The organism is Nostoc sp. PCC 7524, from assembly GCF_000316645.1.
In the GTDB taxonomy this organism is placed as follows: Bacteria; Cyanobacteriota; Cyanobacteriia; order Cyanobacteriales; family Nostocaceae; genus Trichormus.
The window spans coordinates 571,410-590,071 of sequence record NC_019684.1; the positions used below are offsets into that span (position 1 = coordinate 571,410).

Consider the following 18,662-nt stretch of genomic DNA (forward strand, 5'->3'; position numbering starts at 1 on the left):
ACTCGTGATTTCTAGGGAATAAACACTAGGAATGGCGAAATAGTCATGACCTAATCCCCAATATTGGAGGTATATTATGTCTGTGGATATCATTCGTGCTTGGAAAGACGAAGAATACCGTCAAAGCCTCAGCACCGAACAATTGCAACAGCTACCAGCAAACCCGGCTGGCTTGATTGAATTGAATGATGAAGATATGTCATCTGTTTCTGGCGGATGTACAACCTGTGGTAATCCTCTGCATACACCAATCATCAAATGCAAAGCTGTATTTGGTGAATTGGGCGATATCAGTGCCTAATTGGTTGTAGTTGCAGCTACATTCTTTTGTAGTGGGAACTTCAGCCTTAATTTTAAAAAAAGACAAAGGACTAAAGTCCTGACTACAAACTAAATTGAATTGATGGTAGAAGTTAAACAGTTTAGTTCGGCGTTTCTTCCTAGCGCGAAATCTGATGAATACCTACCTAACATTGGTATTTGGACACGACTAGGAGGATTTTTTCTTGTGGGTGTGGTGGGTGTGGCTGTGAGTGTCGCAGCCTTGACAAGATATCACCAAACAGTGAAAGCACCTGGTTCTGTGCGTCCATCTGGAGAATTACGTATAGTTCAGACAGCAATAGCAGGAACAGTGAAAAAAACTTTTGTGAGAGAAAATCAGCTTGTTAACCAAGGTGAATCTTTAGTAATTCTTGATGACACTCAACTACAAACTAAAAAAAGTCAACTACAAGGAAATATTCAAAAATCTCAGCAACAACTCACCCAAATCAATGCTCAAATTCTCGCTTTAGATCAGCAAATTGCTACGGAAAATCAACGCGGTGAACGTGTGATATCCTCAGCTAAGGCTGAACTCAACTTGACACAAAGAGAGTATGCAGATAAACAAATTGCGGTGAGTAGTGAATGGCAAGAAGCTGAGGCTAATCTGAAAATTGCTCAAAATGAATTGCAGCGATCGCAAGCTGATTTAAAATCAATTCAAGCTAATCTCAAAAGTGCAGAGGCTGCATATCAAGCGGCAATTGTCAAGCGCGATCGCTATCAAATCATTGCCCAATCTGGTTCAATTTCGCAAAACCAACTAGAAGAAGTACAACTGGCAGCAATTCAACAAGCACAAGTTTTAGAATCCCAAAAAGCCGCCGTAGAAAGTCAAAAACAAGTCATTCAGCAAAAACAGCAAGCTTTAACAGCAGCAGTAGCCAACCGGGTGAAAGCCTCCTCAGCATTAAATCCCAGTGATGCAGTGATGACTATTGCTCAAGAAAAAATTGCCACTGAACAGGCTAGTAAACAAAATAATTTAGCTCGTTTACGCCAAGAAAAAGAAAGTTTATTACAGCGTCAAACGGAAATTCAAGACACAATTAATAATACCAAAAAAGAACTGAAACAGATTTTAGCTGATATTCAAAAAACTATCATTCGGGCTTCAGCTACAGGCCATATTCTCAAACTAGAATTGCGAAACCCTGGACAGGTGCTACAGTTGGGAGAGGCGATCGCTCATATTGCCCCCCAAAATACACCTTTAATTATTAAAGCCCGTGTAGCATCTGCTGACATTGGTAAAGTACAAATTTGTCAATCACAAAAAGTTGCTGACTGTCAACAAGGTAAAGTACAAATCAGATTTTCTGCTTATCCCTATCCCGATTACGGCACACTTAAAGGTGCAGTGAGAGAAATTACTGCTGATGCAATTACTACAGCAAATAACTCATCAATACCTACCTATTATGATGTAACAATTGAACCAGAAGTAAATTATTTGCAAAATAATTTGCAAAAGTATTATATTCAAGCAGGTATGGAAGTCACAACAGATATCCTAGCTCAAGAAGAAACTCTATTAACATTCATTCTCAGAAAAACTAGATTACTTACTAATTTATAGAATTTATCTAACTTCACACATGAACTAATCGTCAGTATTTAGAAAATGCCTAATAATCGTACCCAATCAAAATTAATTATTCTGTCTTTGCTCATCGTGGTAGCGATGGGCTTTTTGTTTAAATATTACCCAGGTATTGGTTATCAATGGTTAAACAATTATGGAGCAGCCATCTTTTATGAAATATTTTGGTGTCTCTTGGCATTTTGGTTTTTCAGAAGTCAAGCTGCTATTAATAAAATTGCTATTTGGGTTTTTATTATTACCTGTATTCTAGAATTTCTGCAACTTTGGCATCCACCACTATTAAATCAGATGCGCGCTACATTAATAGGTAAACTCTTGCTGGGTACCACCTTTGCTTGGTGGGATTTTCCTCATTATGCAGTTGGTTGTATTTTAGGCTGGTTGTGGCTAAAAAAATTACAGAAAACAGGTTATGCAAAAAAAGGTGAAAGTTAAACCCAACTCAAAACAGCAAAAGATTGAAGAACAATCTGATGGTAGCCTAACGGTACATTTAAAATCTCCACCAGTAGATGGTAAAGCCAATGAAGAATTAATTAAACTGCTGGCTGATAAATTCGATGTACCAAAATCTTATATCAGAATTAAGTCTGGCTTATCTTCACGACAAAAATTGATTGAAGTTGATGAATAGTCATTAGTCATTCGTGATGATTCTGTGCATGGCTCTAGTTCAATGCCTAATGCCCCATTACCAATCCAAGCACAATTGTGGTTCGTGAGTGATACTGATATATCTAGGTTGAGCTTTAACACGCTCTATCCAAGCTTGAATAGCAGGAAATTGTGTTAAATCAAAACCACCTTCATCGGCGATATGAGTGTAAGCGAACAGAGCAATATCAGCAATTGTGTAACGCTCATCCACAAAAAAGCTGTGGAAACGCAAGTGATTTTCCATTATTTTCAGGGCTGCATAACCCTGTTCTCGTTTTTGTTCTAAGGCGGCGCGATATTCTTCCTCTTTCCCTAAAATAGAAATCCAAAATCTTGAAGTAGCAATGTATGGTTCGTGACTATATTGTTCAAAAAATAACCATTGCATTACCTGCGCTTTTAAATAGCGATCGTAAGGCAGAAATTCTGTATACTCGCTCAGGTACAACAATATAGCATTTGATTCTGACAAATATTTTCCTGGCTCAATTTCCAAGACTGGTATCTTACCGTTAGGATTTTTACTTAAAAATTCTGGCGTGCGACTCTCTCCTTTTAAAATATTCACCTCTACTGTTTCAAATGGCATCCCCATTTGTGTTAATAAAAGACGTATCTTGTAGCCGTTACCTGAAGGTAAGAAATCGTACAATTTTAGATTTTCCATAGAAAAATATAGTGCAGAAGATGTGGACAATTAATGGTCTAAAATACAATATCTTACAAAATTATTTTTATTAAACAGGATATTTCATGGAAATACTATGCTTATAAAGCAGATATTAATTATTGATAAAATAAAAATCTTAGTAATATTTTATTCGGGCGTTTCAATGTTTAATTTGATGCAATAGTCAAAAAAAATTATGTGTGGAAGATTTACTTTAACCCAGTCAGCATCAGCATTAGCCGAATTTTTCCATGTTCAACCAATGCAAAATTTGGCTGCACAATATAACATTGCACCTACGCAAATGGTGGCGACAGTGTTACATAATGCTGAAATTAATCAGCGTGAATTGCGGCAGTTACGTTGGGGACTAATACCCTCCTGGGGCAAAAAAGCCAGCATCGGGACAAAGTTGATTAACGCCAGAGCCGAGACTGTAGCGGAAAAGCCAGCTTTTCGTTCTGCTTTCAGGCATCGACGCTGTTTAGTGGTAGCTGATGGCTTTTATGAGTGGCAAAAACAACCAAGCACAAAACAGCCATTTTATTTTCGTCTCCAAGATGGGAAACCTTTTGCTTTTGCAGGTTTGTGGGAAAAATGGATATCTCCTGAGCAAGAAGAAATTACATCTTGTACAATTTTGACAACAGATGCCAACGAGTTGCTACAACCAATCCATAACCGGATGCCAGTGATTCTTGACTTCAAAGATTACGATTTGTGGCTAGATCCGGAAGTTCAATCCCTTCCAGCCCTACAGTCCTTATTATCTCCCTATCCTGCCACAGCCATGACCGCCTACCCAGTAAGCAAACTGGTTAATAGCCCAAAACACAACAGCCCAGAATGTATCATTCCACTCCACGAGCAGAATAGCCACCCAAATCAGTTAAATTAGCTATTGAGTGTCATACCCAATCCTTAATCCCCAATCCCTAATCAGAAGCGAATATGCCAAGAACGCAGAAAAACGATAACTTTATTGACAAATCCTTTACAGTCATGGCAGATATCATTCTGAAGATGCTGCCAACCAACAAGAAAGCTAAAGAAGCATTTGTTTATTACCGAGATGGGATGTCAGCCCAGGCAGAAGGCGAATATGCCGAAGCTTTAGAATATTATGAAGAAGCCCTCACCCTAGAAGAAGACCCAAACGATCGCGGTTATATTCTTTACAATATGGGTTTAATCTATGCCAGCAATGGCGACCATAACAAAGCTTTAGAACTATATCATCAAGCGATTGAACTCAATCCTCGTCTACCCCAAGCTTTAAACAACATCGCCGTAATCTACCACTACAAAGGCGAAAAAGCCAAAGAAGATGGTGACAATGATGGCGGCGAAGCATTATTTGATCAAGCCGCAGATTACTGGATTCGAGCCATTCGCATGGCTCCCAATAACTACATTGAAGCCCAAAACTGGCTCAAAACCACCGGGCGGATGCAAATAGACGTATTCTTTTAGTCATTAGTCCAAAGTCAATAGTCCACAGTGAATAACTATTGACTATTGACTATTGACTATTAATCATTGACTATAGACTCTGGAATAACAAACCATGATTGATCGCGAACAAGTGCATAAAGTAGCCCTGCTGGCTCGTTTAGAATTGACTCCAGAAGAGGAGGAACAATTTACCACTCAGCTAGGTAGTATTTTGGATTATGTGGAGCAGCTGAGTGAATTAGATGTCACCGATGTCCCTCCTACAACACGAGCTATTGATATCAGCAATGTCACCAGAGAGGATGAACTACAGCCCTATCCTGATAGAGAAGCTATCCTCAACAGTGCGCCTGAACAAGAAGGCGAATTCTTTAAAGTGCCAAAAATTTTAAATGCTGAATAGCATAAAAAAGGTGGGTATTACCCACCTGATTCTCTACACTCTGATCTAAAATCTATCTGCGGCTACTCAACCACTTCGCTGCGGCAATCCCAATAATCCCCGCCACAATAGGATTACTGAGAAACTTGATAATGCCTGGTTGCTCCGCTAGCACTTCCCGGAAAATATCCGGATGGTTGTGATAGGCAAAGGATGCAAGTCTGCTGACATCATCAGCATTCATACGGCTAGCGTGGTGTGTGGAAAGTCCTAACTGTTGCTCTAGATGTCGCTCGTCTAATCCTCTTTGCTTGAAATGTTTGAAAAAGGCGCGTGCAACATCGTCACGTTCGTTGGGTTTAATTTGGGCGATCGCTCTTTGTAATTCTGGCTCCATTTGGCTGGGAGGAATCCGTTCTGGATTTAAAGAACGACTGAACAAATTACGCCGTTGATCTGCTGTTGTCCGTTGAGCAAAATCATCGAAGGTTTCGTATTGAGTACCGGCATCGGTTGTTGTATCATCCAGATATTCAATATTCCCTTCAGCCAAATCCTTCATGATTTGCCGTCTGTATTCTTCGCTGCTAGTCACTTCACTTCGCTCCGAATTCAAAATTTCTTGAGTGATGAGTCCTAAGTGCTGATTGTGTACTTTTTCTCTCCCAACTCCTCAATCCCCAGTCCCCACTACCTTCCTTCTACTTAGCTATATTGAATTTGACTTGTTTGCACATCATAATTAGCAGTCAAAATCAACTTTTTATCAGGGCCGTAAACCAAAACCGTTAAATCTTGATTAGGAAAGTTTTTGTGAAAACCTTGCAGTAGAGATTTTGCTAAAGGACGCACTTCGTTAGGACGCACTTGAGGGGCAATCACCACGCCTAACTTATTGTTATCGCGTACATACGCATCTTGTACTAAGCCTCTGGATGTTTGTACTACCCAGTTACCAAAACTTTGCCCTGATTGAGTATTGCCTCGTTCTAACTCTGAATATGTGACACTTCTACCAATAGCTGGTGGGGTAGTGGTGCGTTCGCTTTGTGTATATGTGCCACCGCCGCAAGCAGTAGTGATCATCAACACTGCAATTAAGATAAAAGTCGTCAAGATTTTGCGACTCTGCTGTAGCAGAATCATATTATTTCCTCCTATCAACTAGAGTAAATCACATAGAAAATATGTAGCTTTGCCTAGAATATTAAGCAGATATTTGGTTATTTAAGATAGTCTATGCTAGTAAATAAGGTTCAGAAATGTAGAGACATGATGCACACGTCCCTACGCTAAATAACTATTTAATCAAGGCTTTATTGTTCCAAGTAAAAGTCAAGGCTTAATCAAGCTTTTTCTTGATGTTATCTTTGACATCTTCAACGCCATGACGTACTTCGCTTTCAGCTTGCTTGGCTTTACCTTCAGTTTTATCTTCTGGGTCGCCAGTAACATTTCCTACTGTTTCTTGGGCTTTACCTTCAATATTTTTGGCTGTAGCTTTTGCCCGTTCTTCTAAACTCATTTTACACTCCTAATATTTCATAGAAAACTAATTTCAAAGCCATCAAATAACTTTGAATTCTTTGTTATCGCTTCTACAAGATAGCTTAATAAATCTATGGAAGCCTTCCCCCACAGGATATATTAATTACCTATACAAAAAGGGAGATATAGCAATCCGATTTGATTTTGGAATTTACTTGTGTAGTCAAAATCTTCAGGGAATTCAAAATCCAAAATTATCATGTTAATTAGCGATTACTTTTAACTAAGTAAGTCGGCGGGAATGAATAGACCTATTTTCATCTCTAAAGGAGGAGGGGTTGACTCATAACTTGTCAATCAAAAACCCAGTTACTATATAGAACTGGGTTAATGCAATTATTGAGGTGAATGAGATTTTTCTTTGACCTAATCTATAAAACCCATCAGGCTATCAGAATCATCAGTAGTATTTGAGGCTACCGGACGGTTCCCCATTACCGAGTAGCTGCTAGAAACCACTAACGCACTAGAAGCAATTGGGCGAATTCCAGAAAGATTAATACTGTCAACAACGTGAATTGTATTAGCAGCAATGGGGCGAATTCCCATAACATTCATTGTGTCAACCACTTGCAAATGACTGATACCAATTGGACGTAACCCAGCAATTGATACTGTTTGAGATACTTCCAAGTCACTCCCAGCGATAGGGCGCACTCCAGCAACAGCGAGTGTTCCCACAACCTCTTGTTTATCGGAATTTTCTACTTGCACTGATAAATTAGCACCTTGTTCGACTTGATCTTGATTCAAGCTATGACCTTGATTATTTTCAACTTCCACTGTTGTTTCTCCTTTAAGTTTGGCACGTCTTTGCCGAGGGCTGACCGTTTTGCCATTACTGCTGATGGTCATAACTAGACACCTCTGGTCTATTAACTGAACGTTACAATATTTAAGGAAAACTTAAATTATTTCCTATATAAGAGAGTTTAACTCTAAACAACCTTACATAGATATAAGTATCTTCAAAACTGATACATAAGTAAATTTAAACTGCAAATTTCTATAAAGTAAGATTGCCGCTTTGAAAAAAGGTGTGGGGTTGTGGGAGGAGACAAGGGAGAAATTCTTTCCCAGTCCCCAGTCCCCAGTCCCCAGTCCCCAGTCCCTACCCAGAAAATGAGGTCTTACTTCACGTCATAACCAAACAAATTGGGGTCAACTTCACCTAGTTGCAAATCAGCCAAACCATATTCAGACCATCGCCTTTGTACCATTGCGGCTACATCTGGGTCAGATTCTAAAGGCGCGCCCCATTCGTGGTCTGTTTCTGGGGGAATCTTCGTAGTTGCATCAATACCCATGCGTCCGCCTAAGCCAATTTTTTCGCTGGCAAAATCTAAAGTATCAAATGGTGTATTTGGCAGAATAAATACATCTCGTGTGGGGTCAACCTTGGAACTAATTGCCCAGACTACTTGACGCGGGTCACGGATATTAATGTCTTTATCAACAACAATCACAAACTTGGTGTAAGTAAATTGGGGTAATGCACTCCAAAAGGCTAAAGCTGCTCGTCTTGCTTGTCCGGGGTATGCTTTATCAATGGAAATAATTGCGGCTTTGTAACTCAAAGCTTCCATTGGGAGAAAGAAATCCACAATTTCTGAGACTTGTTGCCGCAATATAGGAGTATAAATCCGATTGAGCGCGATCGCCATCATGGCCTCTTCTTTGGGTGGACGACCGCTAAATGTCGTTAAATAAATCGGGTCTTTGCGGTGCGTCATACAATGGAAGCGAATCAAAGGCGAATCTTCCACGCCACCGTAGTATCCCATATGGTCGCCAAAGGGGCCATCTGGTAACACTTCCCCTGGTGTAATTGTTCCTTCCAAGACAAACTCGGAATCGGCGGGAACTTCCAAATCTACGGTTTTACACTTCGCCAACTGCACACCCGAACCACCATATAATCCAGCAAATAACCACTCAGATAAATCGACAGGGATAGGTGTAGCAGCTGCCATGATAATTAAAGGATCTACACCAAGTGCGATCGCTACTTCTAATTTTTTCCCATTTTCGGCAGCTTTACGTAAATGTCTCGCCCCTCCCCGCACCGATAACCAATGAACTGTCATCGTATTCTGGGATTGCAATTGCAAGCGATACACACCGACATTTGGCGTACCTGTCTCACAATCTTTAGTAATTACCAGTCCCAAGGTGATAATCTTGCCAGCATCACCAGGGTAAGGACGAATCAAAGGTAACTGGTTTAAATCCAAATCATCACCTTGAATCATCACCTGCTGACAAGCAGGAAAAAAGTCCCGTCCTGGTTTCGCTTTGACGACATCAAACAGCACTTTACCAAAATCTATAGCCTGAGAAATCTTTTTCGGCGGTTTTGGTTGTTGCAGCATACTCAACTTTTTCCCCAGAGTCTCTAACTCTTGGGGATGCTGCATATTCATTGCCCAGCATATCCTTTCCACCGTTCCCATCAAATTCACCGCCACCGGGAAAGATGACCCCTTGACGTTTTCAAATAACAAGCCAGGGCCACCTTGTTGCAGCATCCGGTTGGAAATCTCAGCAATTTCTAAATCAGAGTCAACTAACGCAGATATTCTCCGCAATTGACCTTTTTCTTCTAAAATCTTAATGAATCCCCGCAAATCTCTGGCCATAGTTCTAGTCAAGCTAAATATTTAAGAAGTGTAAAGCGCCTTCTTATATTATTAGCCATTAGCTACAGTGCTGTTAGCGGTAACACGGCGTTTAGCTGAGTGCTGAGTTGTGATTTGGGTATTGGATTTTTCTCCCCCTACTTCGCCCCAATCCCCAATCCCCAGTCCCCAATCTCCAATCCCCATAACTTTAACTACAAATTAACCATTTGCCTGGCTTCCCTTAACCCCTAACAGCATTAATTCAGTTATCCTAGATACGGATAGGCATTATTTCCTATAAATAAGCACTACCCCAATCAATCAAACATGGCGAGAAAATACCGTGCCATCCTGGTAGTCAGTCTGGTGAAATAGACTCTGCCAGGTTTATTTTTTTATCAAAAGAATAAGGTTCAAAACCTCACCCCTTGTGGGTGGTTTTTCTCTCCTGCTCCCCTGCTCCCCTGCTTTTCACCCTTCGCTAGTGGACGCAACACCGAGAAACATAGGTTTTTGGTTAAATTTGTATCTTTCTCTACCCCACTTTACATATTTGCGATTGCGATCGCCATCCCAAACTTATTGAATCCATCATCTCAGGGGTTATTTATACATAGACCCAAATAAAGCCTATAACAAAGGGATAAAAATGTCTTTTCCTCACTCCCCACTTCCTACGCCCTATTTTCAAGTGCTGTTCAAGCAAAAAATTACAATTGCTCAGGCTGTAGATATCAAAATCTAGCTAAATTAATCCTCTACAAAGATTCCATAACATTGGCACAATTGATTTTACTAATTGTATCCATAGTATTCTTGATGGATACTAATTTTAATTCATCATAACTTTACAAGATTTTATCTAATAATGCAAAAAATTTATGCAATCTGAGAAACATTACCACATGGTTATAACCGTTAGAGATGTGTGGCATCTTGCCTGATTGCATAAGACTGTCAATTTGATAATACGTTCACTCAGAATGATAATAATCAACTTCTAATCTGGTTTTCGTTAACTTACTAAAAACTAGGTTTTACAGACAATAAAAAGAGATTATTGCCCAGCTTTATTTAAACACAGTTTAAACGTTTATTTACCTTTCCTTAATCTAAATTAAAAACAAAAAATGTACCTTAATTAAGGTTTTGATTTAAGCAGTAAGTAGTCCTTAAATTCCGAGGCAATATGATTTTTTCAACCACCGTTCTTCAGCGTGTATTTAGCACTGCGGTTGTAGCAGCTGCTGTGACAGTTACTCCTATTTTTACAGCCACAGCTCAAGCTCAAACTCTCAATGGTGCAGGAGCAACTTTCCCAGCTCCACTATACGAACGGTATGCTCGTGAAGTGAGAAAGAAACATCCAGAGTTGAGAATTAACTACCAAGGGATTGGTAGTGGTGGTGGGATTCGTCAAACCATTGCAGGTACCGTTGACTTTGGTGGTAGTGACGCTGCCATGACAGATAGTGACATGGCTAAAGTTCAAAGAGGTGTGATTCTAGTTCCCACCGCAGGCGGTGCTGTTTCTGTTGTTTATAACGTTCCAGGTGTAAACAATCTGAGATTGTCTCGTAAGACGCTACCAGCAATTTTTTCTGGTCAAATCACTAACTGGAATGATGCAAGCATTAGAGCAGACAACCCTGGTGTTAACCTACCAAATCAACCAATTCGATTTGTAGTTCGTGCTGATAGTAGTGGTACAACTTTCATTTTCACTAACCACTTAAGTAGCATTAATGGTTATTTCCGAGGCAGAATTGGTGCTAATACGGCTCCTCGATGGACTTTGCCAAACGTCCTCAGAGGTAAAGGTAATCCAGGGGTAGCTTCTTTAGTAGCTCGGACTCCTGGCTCTATTGGCTATGTTGAATATGGTTATGCGGTTGCTAACAACTTAAGATCAGCTCAAATTCAAAACAAACGAGGAGAATTTGTTGCTCCTTCTCTACAAACAGCCAACGCGGCTTTATCATCTGTCACTTTTCCAGATAACTTCCGTACTTTCGTAGGAGATCCAGGACAAGGTTATCCCATTGTTGGTCTGACTTGGATGATGGTTTATAGAAACTATCCAACTGCTGCTAAAGCTGAGGCTGTGAGAAAGTGGATTAACTGGGTATTGACAGATGGTCAACAATTTAATGATGATCTGAACTACACCAGAATTCCGAGTGACGTAGCTAGACGGGTACTCCAAACAGTGAATAACAATGTTAAGCCATAGTTGGCAATTTTACTAATTTTTTACGTAGTATTGGGTGGGCTATTTGTCCACCCGAATAAATAACAAATAATTTCACAATCCAGTTGCAATGCTTTTATGGCAAATCTCTCTCAACCATCCAAACAACCTGCTTCAAATAATGAAAATTTTCAATTAACAACTCATGGTGATGTAAATTTTTGGCTAGACAAGGGATTTACTTGGCTAATACATATATTTTCTGCCATCACAGTTACTGTATTATTTGTGATGAGTTGGATTATTTTTTCTGAGGCTAAACCAGCAATTACACAATTTGGTATAGGATTTTTATGGAGTCAAGATTGGGATGTAGGTAATGAAATTTTTGGAGCTTTACCTTATATCTATGGAACTTTAGTCAGTAGCGCGATCGCTATTTTTTTAGCCTTTCCTATAGGCATAGCAGTCGCCTTAGTCACTAGCGAGGATTTCCTCCAACCAGCTGTAAAAACAACATTAGCTTTTGTAGTGGAATTAATTGCGGCAATTCCTAGTGTGATTATTGGGCTGTGGGGAATTTTTATATTTATTCCTTTTATAGAACCCTGGCAAAAATGGTTAGGTAGTACCTTTCACTGGTTGCCAATATTAAAATCAGATTTCCCTGTAGGCACAAATATGCTGACAGCCGGGATAATTTTAGCCATTATGATTTTACCGGCAATGGCAGCCATTACCCGCGATGTTTTGCTCGCTATACCTAGAGAATTACGCACAGCATCTATGGCTTTGGGTGGTACTCGTTGGGAAACAATTTTTCGGGTTTTGTTACCGGCTGGTTTCTCTGGAATTGTGAGTGCAGCCATGCTGGCTTTAGGACGTGCTTTGGGTGAAACTATGGCCGTCACTATGGTAATTGGTAACTCCGCTCAAATTAGTCTGTCTTTACTTGATCCAGCCTATACAATTCCTTCTGTATTAGCTAATGAATTCGCAGAAGCCAACCCAGGATTACATATTGGCGCTTTAAGTTATTTGGGGTTAATTTTATTTGCTGTAACTCTCATTGTGAATATTGCTGCTCGGTTATTAGTGCAGTTCGTAGTTAGAAAAAGTAAATAAATTTTGCCGAGAAAAATTATCTTGATGTATGTCCCAGTGAACAGCAAAATTGCCAAAAATGAATAACTTTGAACAACCAGAAATAGATAAAATTTTAGCAGCAGAATTATACAATCCTTTACCTAAAGGCAGGCTGTTATTCTCTTACTTCATGAATGGGGTTGCATTCGTATTTTCGATTTTAGCTTTAATTCCGTTAATATCTATTCTGTGGGAAATTATTGTTCGAGGCATTAGTGGTCTAAGAACAGAAATGTTTGTCACAACAGTCATTGACAATGGTTTTGCTAATGCCATTTTAGGAACAATTACAGTCGTGACTATTGGCTTTATATTAAGTTTTCCCATTGGCTTATTTACAGGGATATTTTTGGCAGAATTTGGTCAAACTAATGCGATCGCTCGTTCTGTACGTTTTATTACCAGTATTCTGACTGGTGTACCTTCTATTGTTGTCGGGATATTTGCCTATGGTGTGATAGTTTTAGTGACTAAACAATTTAGTGCGATCGCAGGTGGTTTTGCTCTAGGAACAATCATGCTACCCATTATCGTACTGACTACAGAAGAAGCCTTAAAGCTGATTCCCATAGACCAACGTCTCGCCTCTGCGGCTTTAGGCGGTACACGCTTCCAAACCACTTTTCGTGTTGTTGTCAGAGCAGCCATACCCACCATCACCACAGGTGTATTACTAGCTGTAGCGCGTGCAGCCGGAGAAACAGCACCCTTAGTTTTTACCGCCTTATTTAGTCTGGATTGGTCGGCGGGATTAATCAGTCCTACCGCTTCCTTGCCAGTATTAATTTTTAACCTCTACAACGACCCTGACCCCGCTAGAAACCAATTAGTTTGGACTACCTCCATAGTCTTACTTGCTTTAGTTTTGTGCGTTAGTGTGATTTCTCGGTTAGTTACAAGTAAGAAAAAGACCAAGTAATACCAATTCCAAATTGAATCATGAATCAACTAACCCCATCTATCAAAGTTAAAAACCTGAGCTTTTACTACAACACCTCAAAAGCAATTGAAGGGGTGTCTATGGATATTTACCAAAATCATGTCACCGCAATTATTGGCCCTAGTGGATGCGGTAAATCCACTTTTATTAAAACCCTCAATCGTATCAGTGAATTAGAAGGCCCTGTAAAAGTAGAAGGCAGTGTGGAATTTTTTGGTCAAAATATTTATGACTCTCGGATTAATATCAATAGACTACGCCGCCAAATCGGTATGGTGTTTCAAAGACCAAATCCTTTTCCCATGAGCATCTATGAAAATGTTGCCTATGGTGTCAGAATATCAGCTAGGTTGCCACAAGCAGAGTTAGATGAGATTGTGGAATCTGCACTCAAAGGTGCTGCACTCTGGATGGAAGTTAAAGATAAGCTCAATCAATCAGCTTTAGGACTTTCTGGTGGTCAACAACAAAGACTTTGTATTGCGCGTGCTTTAGCAATCAAGCCAAAAGTGTTGTTAATGGATGAGCCTTGTTCTGCTCTTGACCCCATCGCTACAATGAAAGTTGAAGAATTAATTCACAGTTTACGCTCTGAATTAACTATTGCCATTGTCACTCACAATATGCAGCAAGCCACTCGCGTTTCTGATTTCACCGCTTTCTTTAGCACTGATGAGAGTCGTATTGGTCAGATGGTCGAGTTTGGTGCGACAACGCAAATATTTAGTAATCCCCTCGACCCTCGTACCCGTGACTACGTTTCTGGACGCTTTGGTTGAAGTACAGGCTTTCAGGAAACAGTGCTGAGTCAGTCCAGTAGCGTGCGTTATGGACATTAGTCCTAACGCACCGAGAATATCAGATGGTGGATTGCGCTACATGACCTTTGATTCAGCCAATTAAAATATTATTACTCCATCTAATTCTGACAACATCTGCTCTAGCATATCTTCCATCGTTTCTTGATTTAGGGATTGTAGAGTTGCTGGGCCATTGAGAAATTCTTTAATGGTTATTTTCTGTGCTTGAAAATCTTTGACAAAATCACGAATTTCCGAGACTATATTAATTTGATATTCTATTGTCTCTAGCATCATAGTAACAGAGTCAAGACCTTTTTTAGCAGCTTTGCGGGCATCAGAAACCATCATGCCTTCAGGAGTATTTTTTGCTAAACGTAATTCCCGTTTCAAGTTCTCATATTGAGTTACAAGAATTTCATTTTGCTGTTCTAGGGTTCTACATTTGCGAGTTAAATCATCTTCACTATTATTATCAATAGCTTCTCCGATTTGATGCTGTCTTTCTATTTCTAAAAGTCTTGCTAAATCACCTTCTTGATAAGCCCGATTAATTTCCTTCATGATTTCCGTATGAGACTGAAGGGTTTCGCTATCTGTAACTCTATCGGGGTGGAAAATTTCTGCTAACCTTAAAAATGTCTGACGAATTTTTCTAGATTCATCGGTTCTGCTAGCAGAAGGAGATTCTAAAAACTCTTGTGTTTGGGAATGTTGATGGCGGTGTTCTGTCGTTTCTTGAGAGCCATCATTTTGAGCTTTAAAATTTTCAAACAGTTCATCTAACTCTGTATCTGCATCATCTTCATCATCACCATCGAATTTTAAACTAATGATGCCTGTTAACTGGAGTTGACGGTAAACTGCTTCTACATTTTTTTGAGTTTGTTTACCAAACTTCCTAGTAGTCAAAATTTCTTTGAACAGTGCATGAATTTCTTGGTCGAGTTCTGCCATCTTTTGGAATTTTGGCGTGGCTCGATGAAATATATCGGTGGCTAAAGAACGCATTTGTTCGACAAAGTTCTTTAGTTCAGTTCGCTTTCTTTTAATCTGTTTTAGTATTGATTGGTGTTCTTTTTCTAAAGCATCTAAGCGGATATGTAAATCAGATAGTGCCAGGGGGGTGGCTGTGGTGGTGGATGGAGAGGAGGTTTTTTTCGGCATGGAAGGTGTAGTTCAGTTGAGGGCTTAAACCAGAATAGAATTGTCAATGTCTGGGAACATCAACCTAGGGCATATACCTTTAGTTGTATTTAGTTTATAGGTAATTACTAAGTTTGTTAAAGTTAAGAAATTTTGAGTGCCTGAATTTTTTCAGCGACTGCTTCAGGAACGGGTATTACTGATAAGCGATTACCTTGTCGTACTACCATGAGTTCCTCGGCGGTAAACTTTTCTTTGAGTGTTGGTAGTAAGATAGGCTGGAGAAAAGCTTCTACAAATTCCACGACAACGGTTTGCCAACGCGGCGATTCAGGCGTTGATTTGGGGTCATAATATTTACTGCTGGCTTCAAATTGAGTAGGATCAGCAATATCTGTGTTCACTACACGCATTAACCCCACAATACCGGGAGGGTTGGCGTTGGAGTGGTAGAAAAAAGCTAAGTCTCCTACTTGCATTTGACGCAGATAATTGCGAGCTTGATAGTTGCGAACGCCATCCCAGATAGTTTGATGCTGCTGTTGTAAGTCAGCAATGCTATAGACTTCTGGTTCTGACTTCATGAGCCAATAATTCATCGAATCCAGATGGTGAGGAAAATTTCAACTTCAGATGGCTTTCAGGTTTTGGTTAATGTCTATGCCAAAAGGGACAGAGCAGTCATGTCAAAACCAAGAGCAGACGTTATAAATACTACCGTCTTTCTGTCTCAGATAGTTCAAGAAGTAGTTTAACGCTCTGTTAAGCTGCGGTTAAAGAAATATTGCTTGCAGAGATGGTTAAGTTGATTTTGGTTACACGCATATGCCGTAGGCGTTCCCGTGAACTACCTACACTAACCTTCTCTTACGCAAATAATCTCATAATCAAGCGCAAGCAAGCAGCCGTGCGGGTGTCTCCCCAAATCTGGGACGCAATTGAGGCGCGGATGTTGTTGGTTGAGGATATTTAGTCAACAATAGGAGATAAAAACACGACGGTTCAAGCTCAGAACTCAAAATTCCGTGTTCGGAAGTCAAATCATCGTGTTCAGAACTCGAAACTTCGTGCTTAGAACTAGAACCGTCAAGCTGAGAACTCGAAATTCCGTGTTCGGAAGTCAAATCATCGTGTTCGGAACTCGAAACTTCGTGCTTAGAACTAGAGCCGTCAAGCTGAGAACCCGAAATTCCGTGTTCAGAACTCATCCCAATTTAAGTTTTTAGACTGGTTATCTCAGCAATTAGGTGAAGAGCAATTTTACAAATAGACCAAGCTCCTGCTCATATCAACTGCGAACCCGAAGGGTCAAGATGCTTGGCGAGGGGTTAAGCAATAGCTCCCTTTTGACCCAAGAATCCCCCGTTTTATAAACGGGGGAGTGTCAAGAACTCGCATACAACAACTATTCGAGCAATTAACATTTGAGCAGGTAACTCTATATCTCTGTATATTCAGTAATATACTCTACTATGCTACTGTAGCCAAAGACATCTGCCTTACAAGCTGATTATGCAAGAATTGTAGCAAAGGCTTAATATGCACATCTTCCAACCATTCACTAGCTATATCCTCAATAACATGATGTTCACAAATCAAATTTGCACCACAAAAACGGCGAATTATGGGATGCAGGCTAGGACTTTGTTCTGCATTTTCGACATCATCTTTATGGACACGCTCAAGTGCAAATGGATCAGGACTAGCATTTATGATATCCAACCCAAATTCTAAAGTAATTGTATAGTAGTGTGCGTACTGACCTAAATTGCTTTCATGCACATAATCTACTGGTATATCTTCATAGTAATGGGCTATTGTACCTTCTTCAGCAATCACAACTAGATCACATAAAAAGCCAGTTTGTTGCCACAATCCTGAACTGATATTTACCCTGTTAATAATAGCCTTGGTTAAACTTTCGGGGTTAGCATCAATTAGCTGATTAGGTAGCTCTTGATGATGATATTTGTACTCTAATATTTGGTGTAATGCTCTAATATTGTAACGAAAACCATGAATAAATCCAGATTGCTTTTTCTGATAATCTCTCATGTGCATCAGCACACCAGCAAAATACAAATCTTTGATATTGGTTGATTCCCATGTACTTGTCTGAGCAGGAAAGCGTCTATTAATGGCTAGCTGAGGTTTACATGATTCATCAAAGATAGAATCATTAAATTTAAAGCCTGTACATACAATTACACGATCATAAACAAGGTCTTCATCTTCATTTACATTTGTGTAAGAAACAGAAACTATAAATTTACCATTTAGATGCTCTATCTTATTGATAGTAGCATCTAAAATAAGATTTTGAGATTTTAGCTGATATGTATCCAAGAGGTTATTATTAACTGCTCTTAAATTGCCAACATACTTTGTCTTCCAAGCCATTTTTACAGAGTGGGGGCTAGCTATATGTATTAATGCTGCCGTTCCCATCAGATTATCAGCAGTTTCAAACCCAGAATTTCCTTTACCAATAATTAAGACTTTTTGATTAATAAAATCTTCAGGATTGATGGATACATCTGCGTAGTTTTCTGCGAGTTCTATACCTGGTATTGATGGTATGTATGGCTGAGAAATTCCTGTGGCAATGATCAGCCGTTCTGCACAATAAACGTTATCATTGCTGTCTACAACAAAGAATTTATCTCCTTTGCTAATCTTGACGACTCTGGAACCATATTTAATATTGAGATGAAAATGTTCAGCAAAATCGCCCAGGTAATTTACTAAAGCATCTGTATGCGGGAAATACTCTTTACTGTAATTTTTAAACTGCATCTCTTGACTATCATTTAGTAGAGAATTCCAGTCCCATCTCAAATTTATTTCTGGATCAGAATAGCCGGTATAAACCTTATTAATTGAAATTAGTTTTTGATGGCGAGGAAATTTTTTGAAAAAAGTTCCTGGACTATCGCCTGCTTCTAAAATCATGTAATTGTGATTAGCTTTTTCCAGGTAATAGCCCAGTTGTAATCCAGCCGGACCCGCACCAATAATCAGATATTCTAACTGTGCCACTAAATTTATGCTTGCCATAATTTGAGGTGAATGTAGTATTTCTAACAAGTTGAACGTCTTAGCAATTATCTAGAGAAATGGGCTTTATTTTACCCCCCTTAGCAAAAGAGGGGTAAAATATACTGTTGATTCAC

Annotated in this window: 22 protein-coding genes; 12 read left to right on the plus strand and 10 right to left on the minus strand. The window is 39.6% G+C overall.

Features of this window, described 5'->3' with window-relative positions:
• Positions 1-76 precede the first annotated feature (76 nt).
• From NOS7524_RS02390 to NOS7524_RS02405, 4 genes are all read left to right on the plus strand, one after another.
• Entirely contained in the window at positions 77-301 is a 225-nt protein-coding gene (locus tag NOS7524_RS02390; RefSeq protein WP_015136862.1) for a mersacidin/lichenicidin family type 2 lantibiotic, read from the plus strand.
• 102 nt (positions 302-403) lie between these two features.
• Complete coding sequence (locus NOS7524_RS02395) at positions 404-1,906, plus strand: HlyD family efflux transporter periplasmic adaptor subunit (RefSeq protein ID WP_015136863.1); 1,503 nt, start codon at positions 404-406, stop codon at positions 1,904-1,906.
• Between the two features lie 45 nt (positions 1,907-1,951).
• Positions 1,952-2,368, plus strand: coding sequence for a ribosomal maturation YjgA family protein (locus NOS7524_RS02400; RefSeq protein WP_015136864.1), 417 nt, complete (start codon positions 1,952-1,954; stop codon positions 2,366-2,368).
• Positions 2,346-2,567 (plus strand): DUF167 domain-containing protein, encoded by a 222-nt coding sequence (locus NOS7524_RS02405; RefSeq protein ID WP_015136865.1) that lies wholly within the window; start codon positions 2,346-2,348, stop codon positions 2,565-2,567. The genes NOS7524_RS02400 and NOS7524_RS02405 overlap by 23 nt, the downstream gene beginning before the upstream one ends.
• A gap of 57 nt (positions 2,568-2,624) precedes the next feature.
• Here the strand turns inward: NOS7524_RS02405 and NOS7524_RS02410 are convergent, their stop codons facing one another.
• Complete coding sequence (locus tag NOS7524_RS02410) at positions 2,625-3,257, minus strand: glutathione S-transferase family protein (RefSeq protein ID WP_015136866.1); 633 nt, start codon at positions 3,255-3,257, stop codon at positions 2,625-2,627.
• 199 nt (positions 3,258-3,456) lie between these two features.
• Here NOS7524_RS02410 and NOS7524_RS02415 point away from each other — a divergent pair, with 199 nt between their 5' ends.
• From NOS7524_RS02415 to gatC, 3 genes are all read left to right on the plus strand, one after another.
• The gene (locus NOS7524_RS02415; protein ID WP_015136867.1) at positions 3,457-4,158 is read left to right on the plus strand and encodes an SOS response-associated peptidase; all 702 of its coding nucleotides are present in this window, start codon (positions 3,457-3,459) and stop codon (positions 4,156-4,158) included.
• Between the two features lie 53 nt (positions 4,159-4,211).
• The gene (locus NOS7524_RS02420; protein WP_015136868.1) at positions 4,212-4,733 is read left to right on the plus strand and encodes a photosystem I assembly protein Ycf3; all 522 of its coding nucleotides are present in this window, start codon (positions 4,212-4,214) and stop codon (positions 4,731-4,733) included.
• A gap of 94 nt (positions 4,734-4,827) precedes the next feature.
• Positions 4,828-5,118: an Asp-tRNA(Asn)/Glu-tRNA(Gln) amidotransferase subunit GatC gene (gene gatC / locus NOS7524_RS02425; RefSeq protein ID WP_015136869.1), complete on the plus strand. Its 291-nt coding sequence runs from the start codon at positions 4,828-4,830 to the stop codon at positions 5,116-5,118.
• 52 nt (positions 5,119-5,170) lie between these two features.
• On the opposite strand, the gene NOS7524_RS02430 is transcribed toward gatC, so the two are convergent.
• From NOS7524_RS02430 to NOS7524_RS30890, 6 genes are all read right to left on the minus strand, one after another.
• Positions 5,171-5,692, minus strand: coding sequence for a hypothetical protein (locus tag NOS7524_RS02430; protein WP_015136870.1), 522 nt, complete (start codon positions 5,690-5,692; stop codon positions 5,171-5,173).
• Between the two features lie 110 nt (positions 5,693-5,802).
• Positions 5,803-6,243, minus strand: a complete 441-nt coding sequence (locus tag NOS7524_RS02435; protein ID WP_015136871.1) for a hypothetical protein — start codon at positions 6,241-6,243, stop codon at positions 5,803-5,805.
• A gap of 196 nt (positions 6,244-6,439) precedes the next feature.
• Complete coding sequence (locus tag NOS7524_RS02440) at positions 6,440-6,622, minus strand: CsbD family protein (protein WP_015136872.1); 183 nt, start codon at positions 6,620-6,622, stop codon at positions 6,440-6,442.
• Between the two features lie 389 nt (positions 6,623-7,011).
• A complete protein-coding gene (locus NOS7524_RS02445; RefSeq protein WP_015136873.1) occupies positions 7,012-7,500 on the minus strand; it encodes a hypothetical protein in 489 nt (162 codons plus the stop codon).
• Between the two features lie 275 nt (positions 7,501-7,775).
• Entirely contained in the window at positions 7,776-9,284 is a 1,509-nt protein-coding gene (locus tag NOS7524_RS02450) for a UbiD family decarboxylase (protein WP_015136874.1), read from the minus strand.
• Between the two features lie 51 nt (positions 9,285-9,335).
• Entirely contained in the window at positions 9,336-9,470 is a 135-nt protein-coding gene (locus NOS7524_RS30890; protein WP_015136875.1) for a hypothetical protein, read from the minus strand.
• A gap of 985 nt (positions 9,471-10,455) precedes the next feature.
• On the opposite strand from NOS7524_RS30890, the gene pstS reads away from it, so the two are divergent.
• The 4 genes from pstS to pstB all read left to right on the plus strand — a co-directional run bounded on the left by pstS (position 10,456) and on the right by pstB (position 14,322).
• Entirely contained in the window at positions 10,456-11,499 is a 1,044-nt protein-coding gene (gene pstS, locus NOS7524_RS02455; protein WP_015136876.1) for a phosphate ABC transporter substrate-binding protein PstS, read from the plus strand.
• Between the two features lie 96 nt (positions 11,500-11,595).
• Entirely contained in the window at positions 11,596-12,582 is a 987-nt protein-coding gene (pstC, locus tag NOS7524_RS02460) for a phosphate ABC transporter permease subunit PstC (protein WP_015136877.1), read from the plus strand.
• Positions 12,583-12,640: 58 nt separating this feature from the next.
• Positions 12,641-13,522, plus strand: a complete 882-nt coding sequence (gene pstA, locus NOS7524_RS02465) for a phosphate ABC transporter permease PstA (protein ID WP_015136878.1) — start codon at positions 12,641-12,643, stop codon at positions 13,520-13,522.
• Between the two features lie 20 nt (positions 13,523-13,542).
• Entirely contained in the window at positions 13,543-14,322 is a 780-nt protein-coding gene (gene pstB / locus NOS7524_RS02470; RefSeq protein ID WP_015136879.1) for a phosphate ABC transporter ATP-binding protein PstB, read from the plus strand.
• A gap of 120 nt (positions 14,323-14,442) precedes the next feature.
• On the opposite strand, the gene NOS7524_RS02475 is transcribed toward pstB, so the two are convergent.
• Positions 14,443-15,510 (minus strand): J domain-containing protein, encoded by a 1,068-nt coding sequence (locus NOS7524_RS02475; RefSeq protein WP_015136880.1) that lies wholly within the window; start codon positions 15,508-15,510, stop codon positions 14,443-14,445.
• 122 nt (positions 15,511-15,632) lie between these two features.
• Positions 15,633-16,088, minus strand: coding sequence for an EVE domain-containing protein (locus tag NOS7524_RS02480; protein WP_041555090.1), 456 nt, complete (start codon positions 16,086-16,088; stop codon positions 15,633-15,635).
• Between the two features lie 212 nt (positions 16,089-16,300).
• On the opposite strand from NOS7524_RS02480, the gene NOS7524_RS29800 reads away from it, so the two are divergent.
• The gene (locus tag NOS7524_RS29800) at positions 16,301-16,462 is read left to right on the plus strand and encodes a hypothetical protein (protein WP_171815337.1); all 162 of its coding nucleotides are present in this window, start codon (positions 16,301-16,303) and stop codon (positions 16,460-16,462) included.
• A gap of 497 nt (positions 16,463-16,959) precedes the next feature.
• On the opposite strand, the gene NOS7524_RS02485 is transcribed toward NOS7524_RS29800, so the two are convergent.
• Complete coding sequence (locus NOS7524_RS02485) at positions 16,960-18,576, minus strand: NAD(P)-binding domain-containing protein (protein WP_235622389.1); 1,617 nt, start codon at positions 18,574-18,576, stop codon at positions 16,960-16,962.
• Positions 18,577-18,662 lie beyond the last annotated feature (86 nt).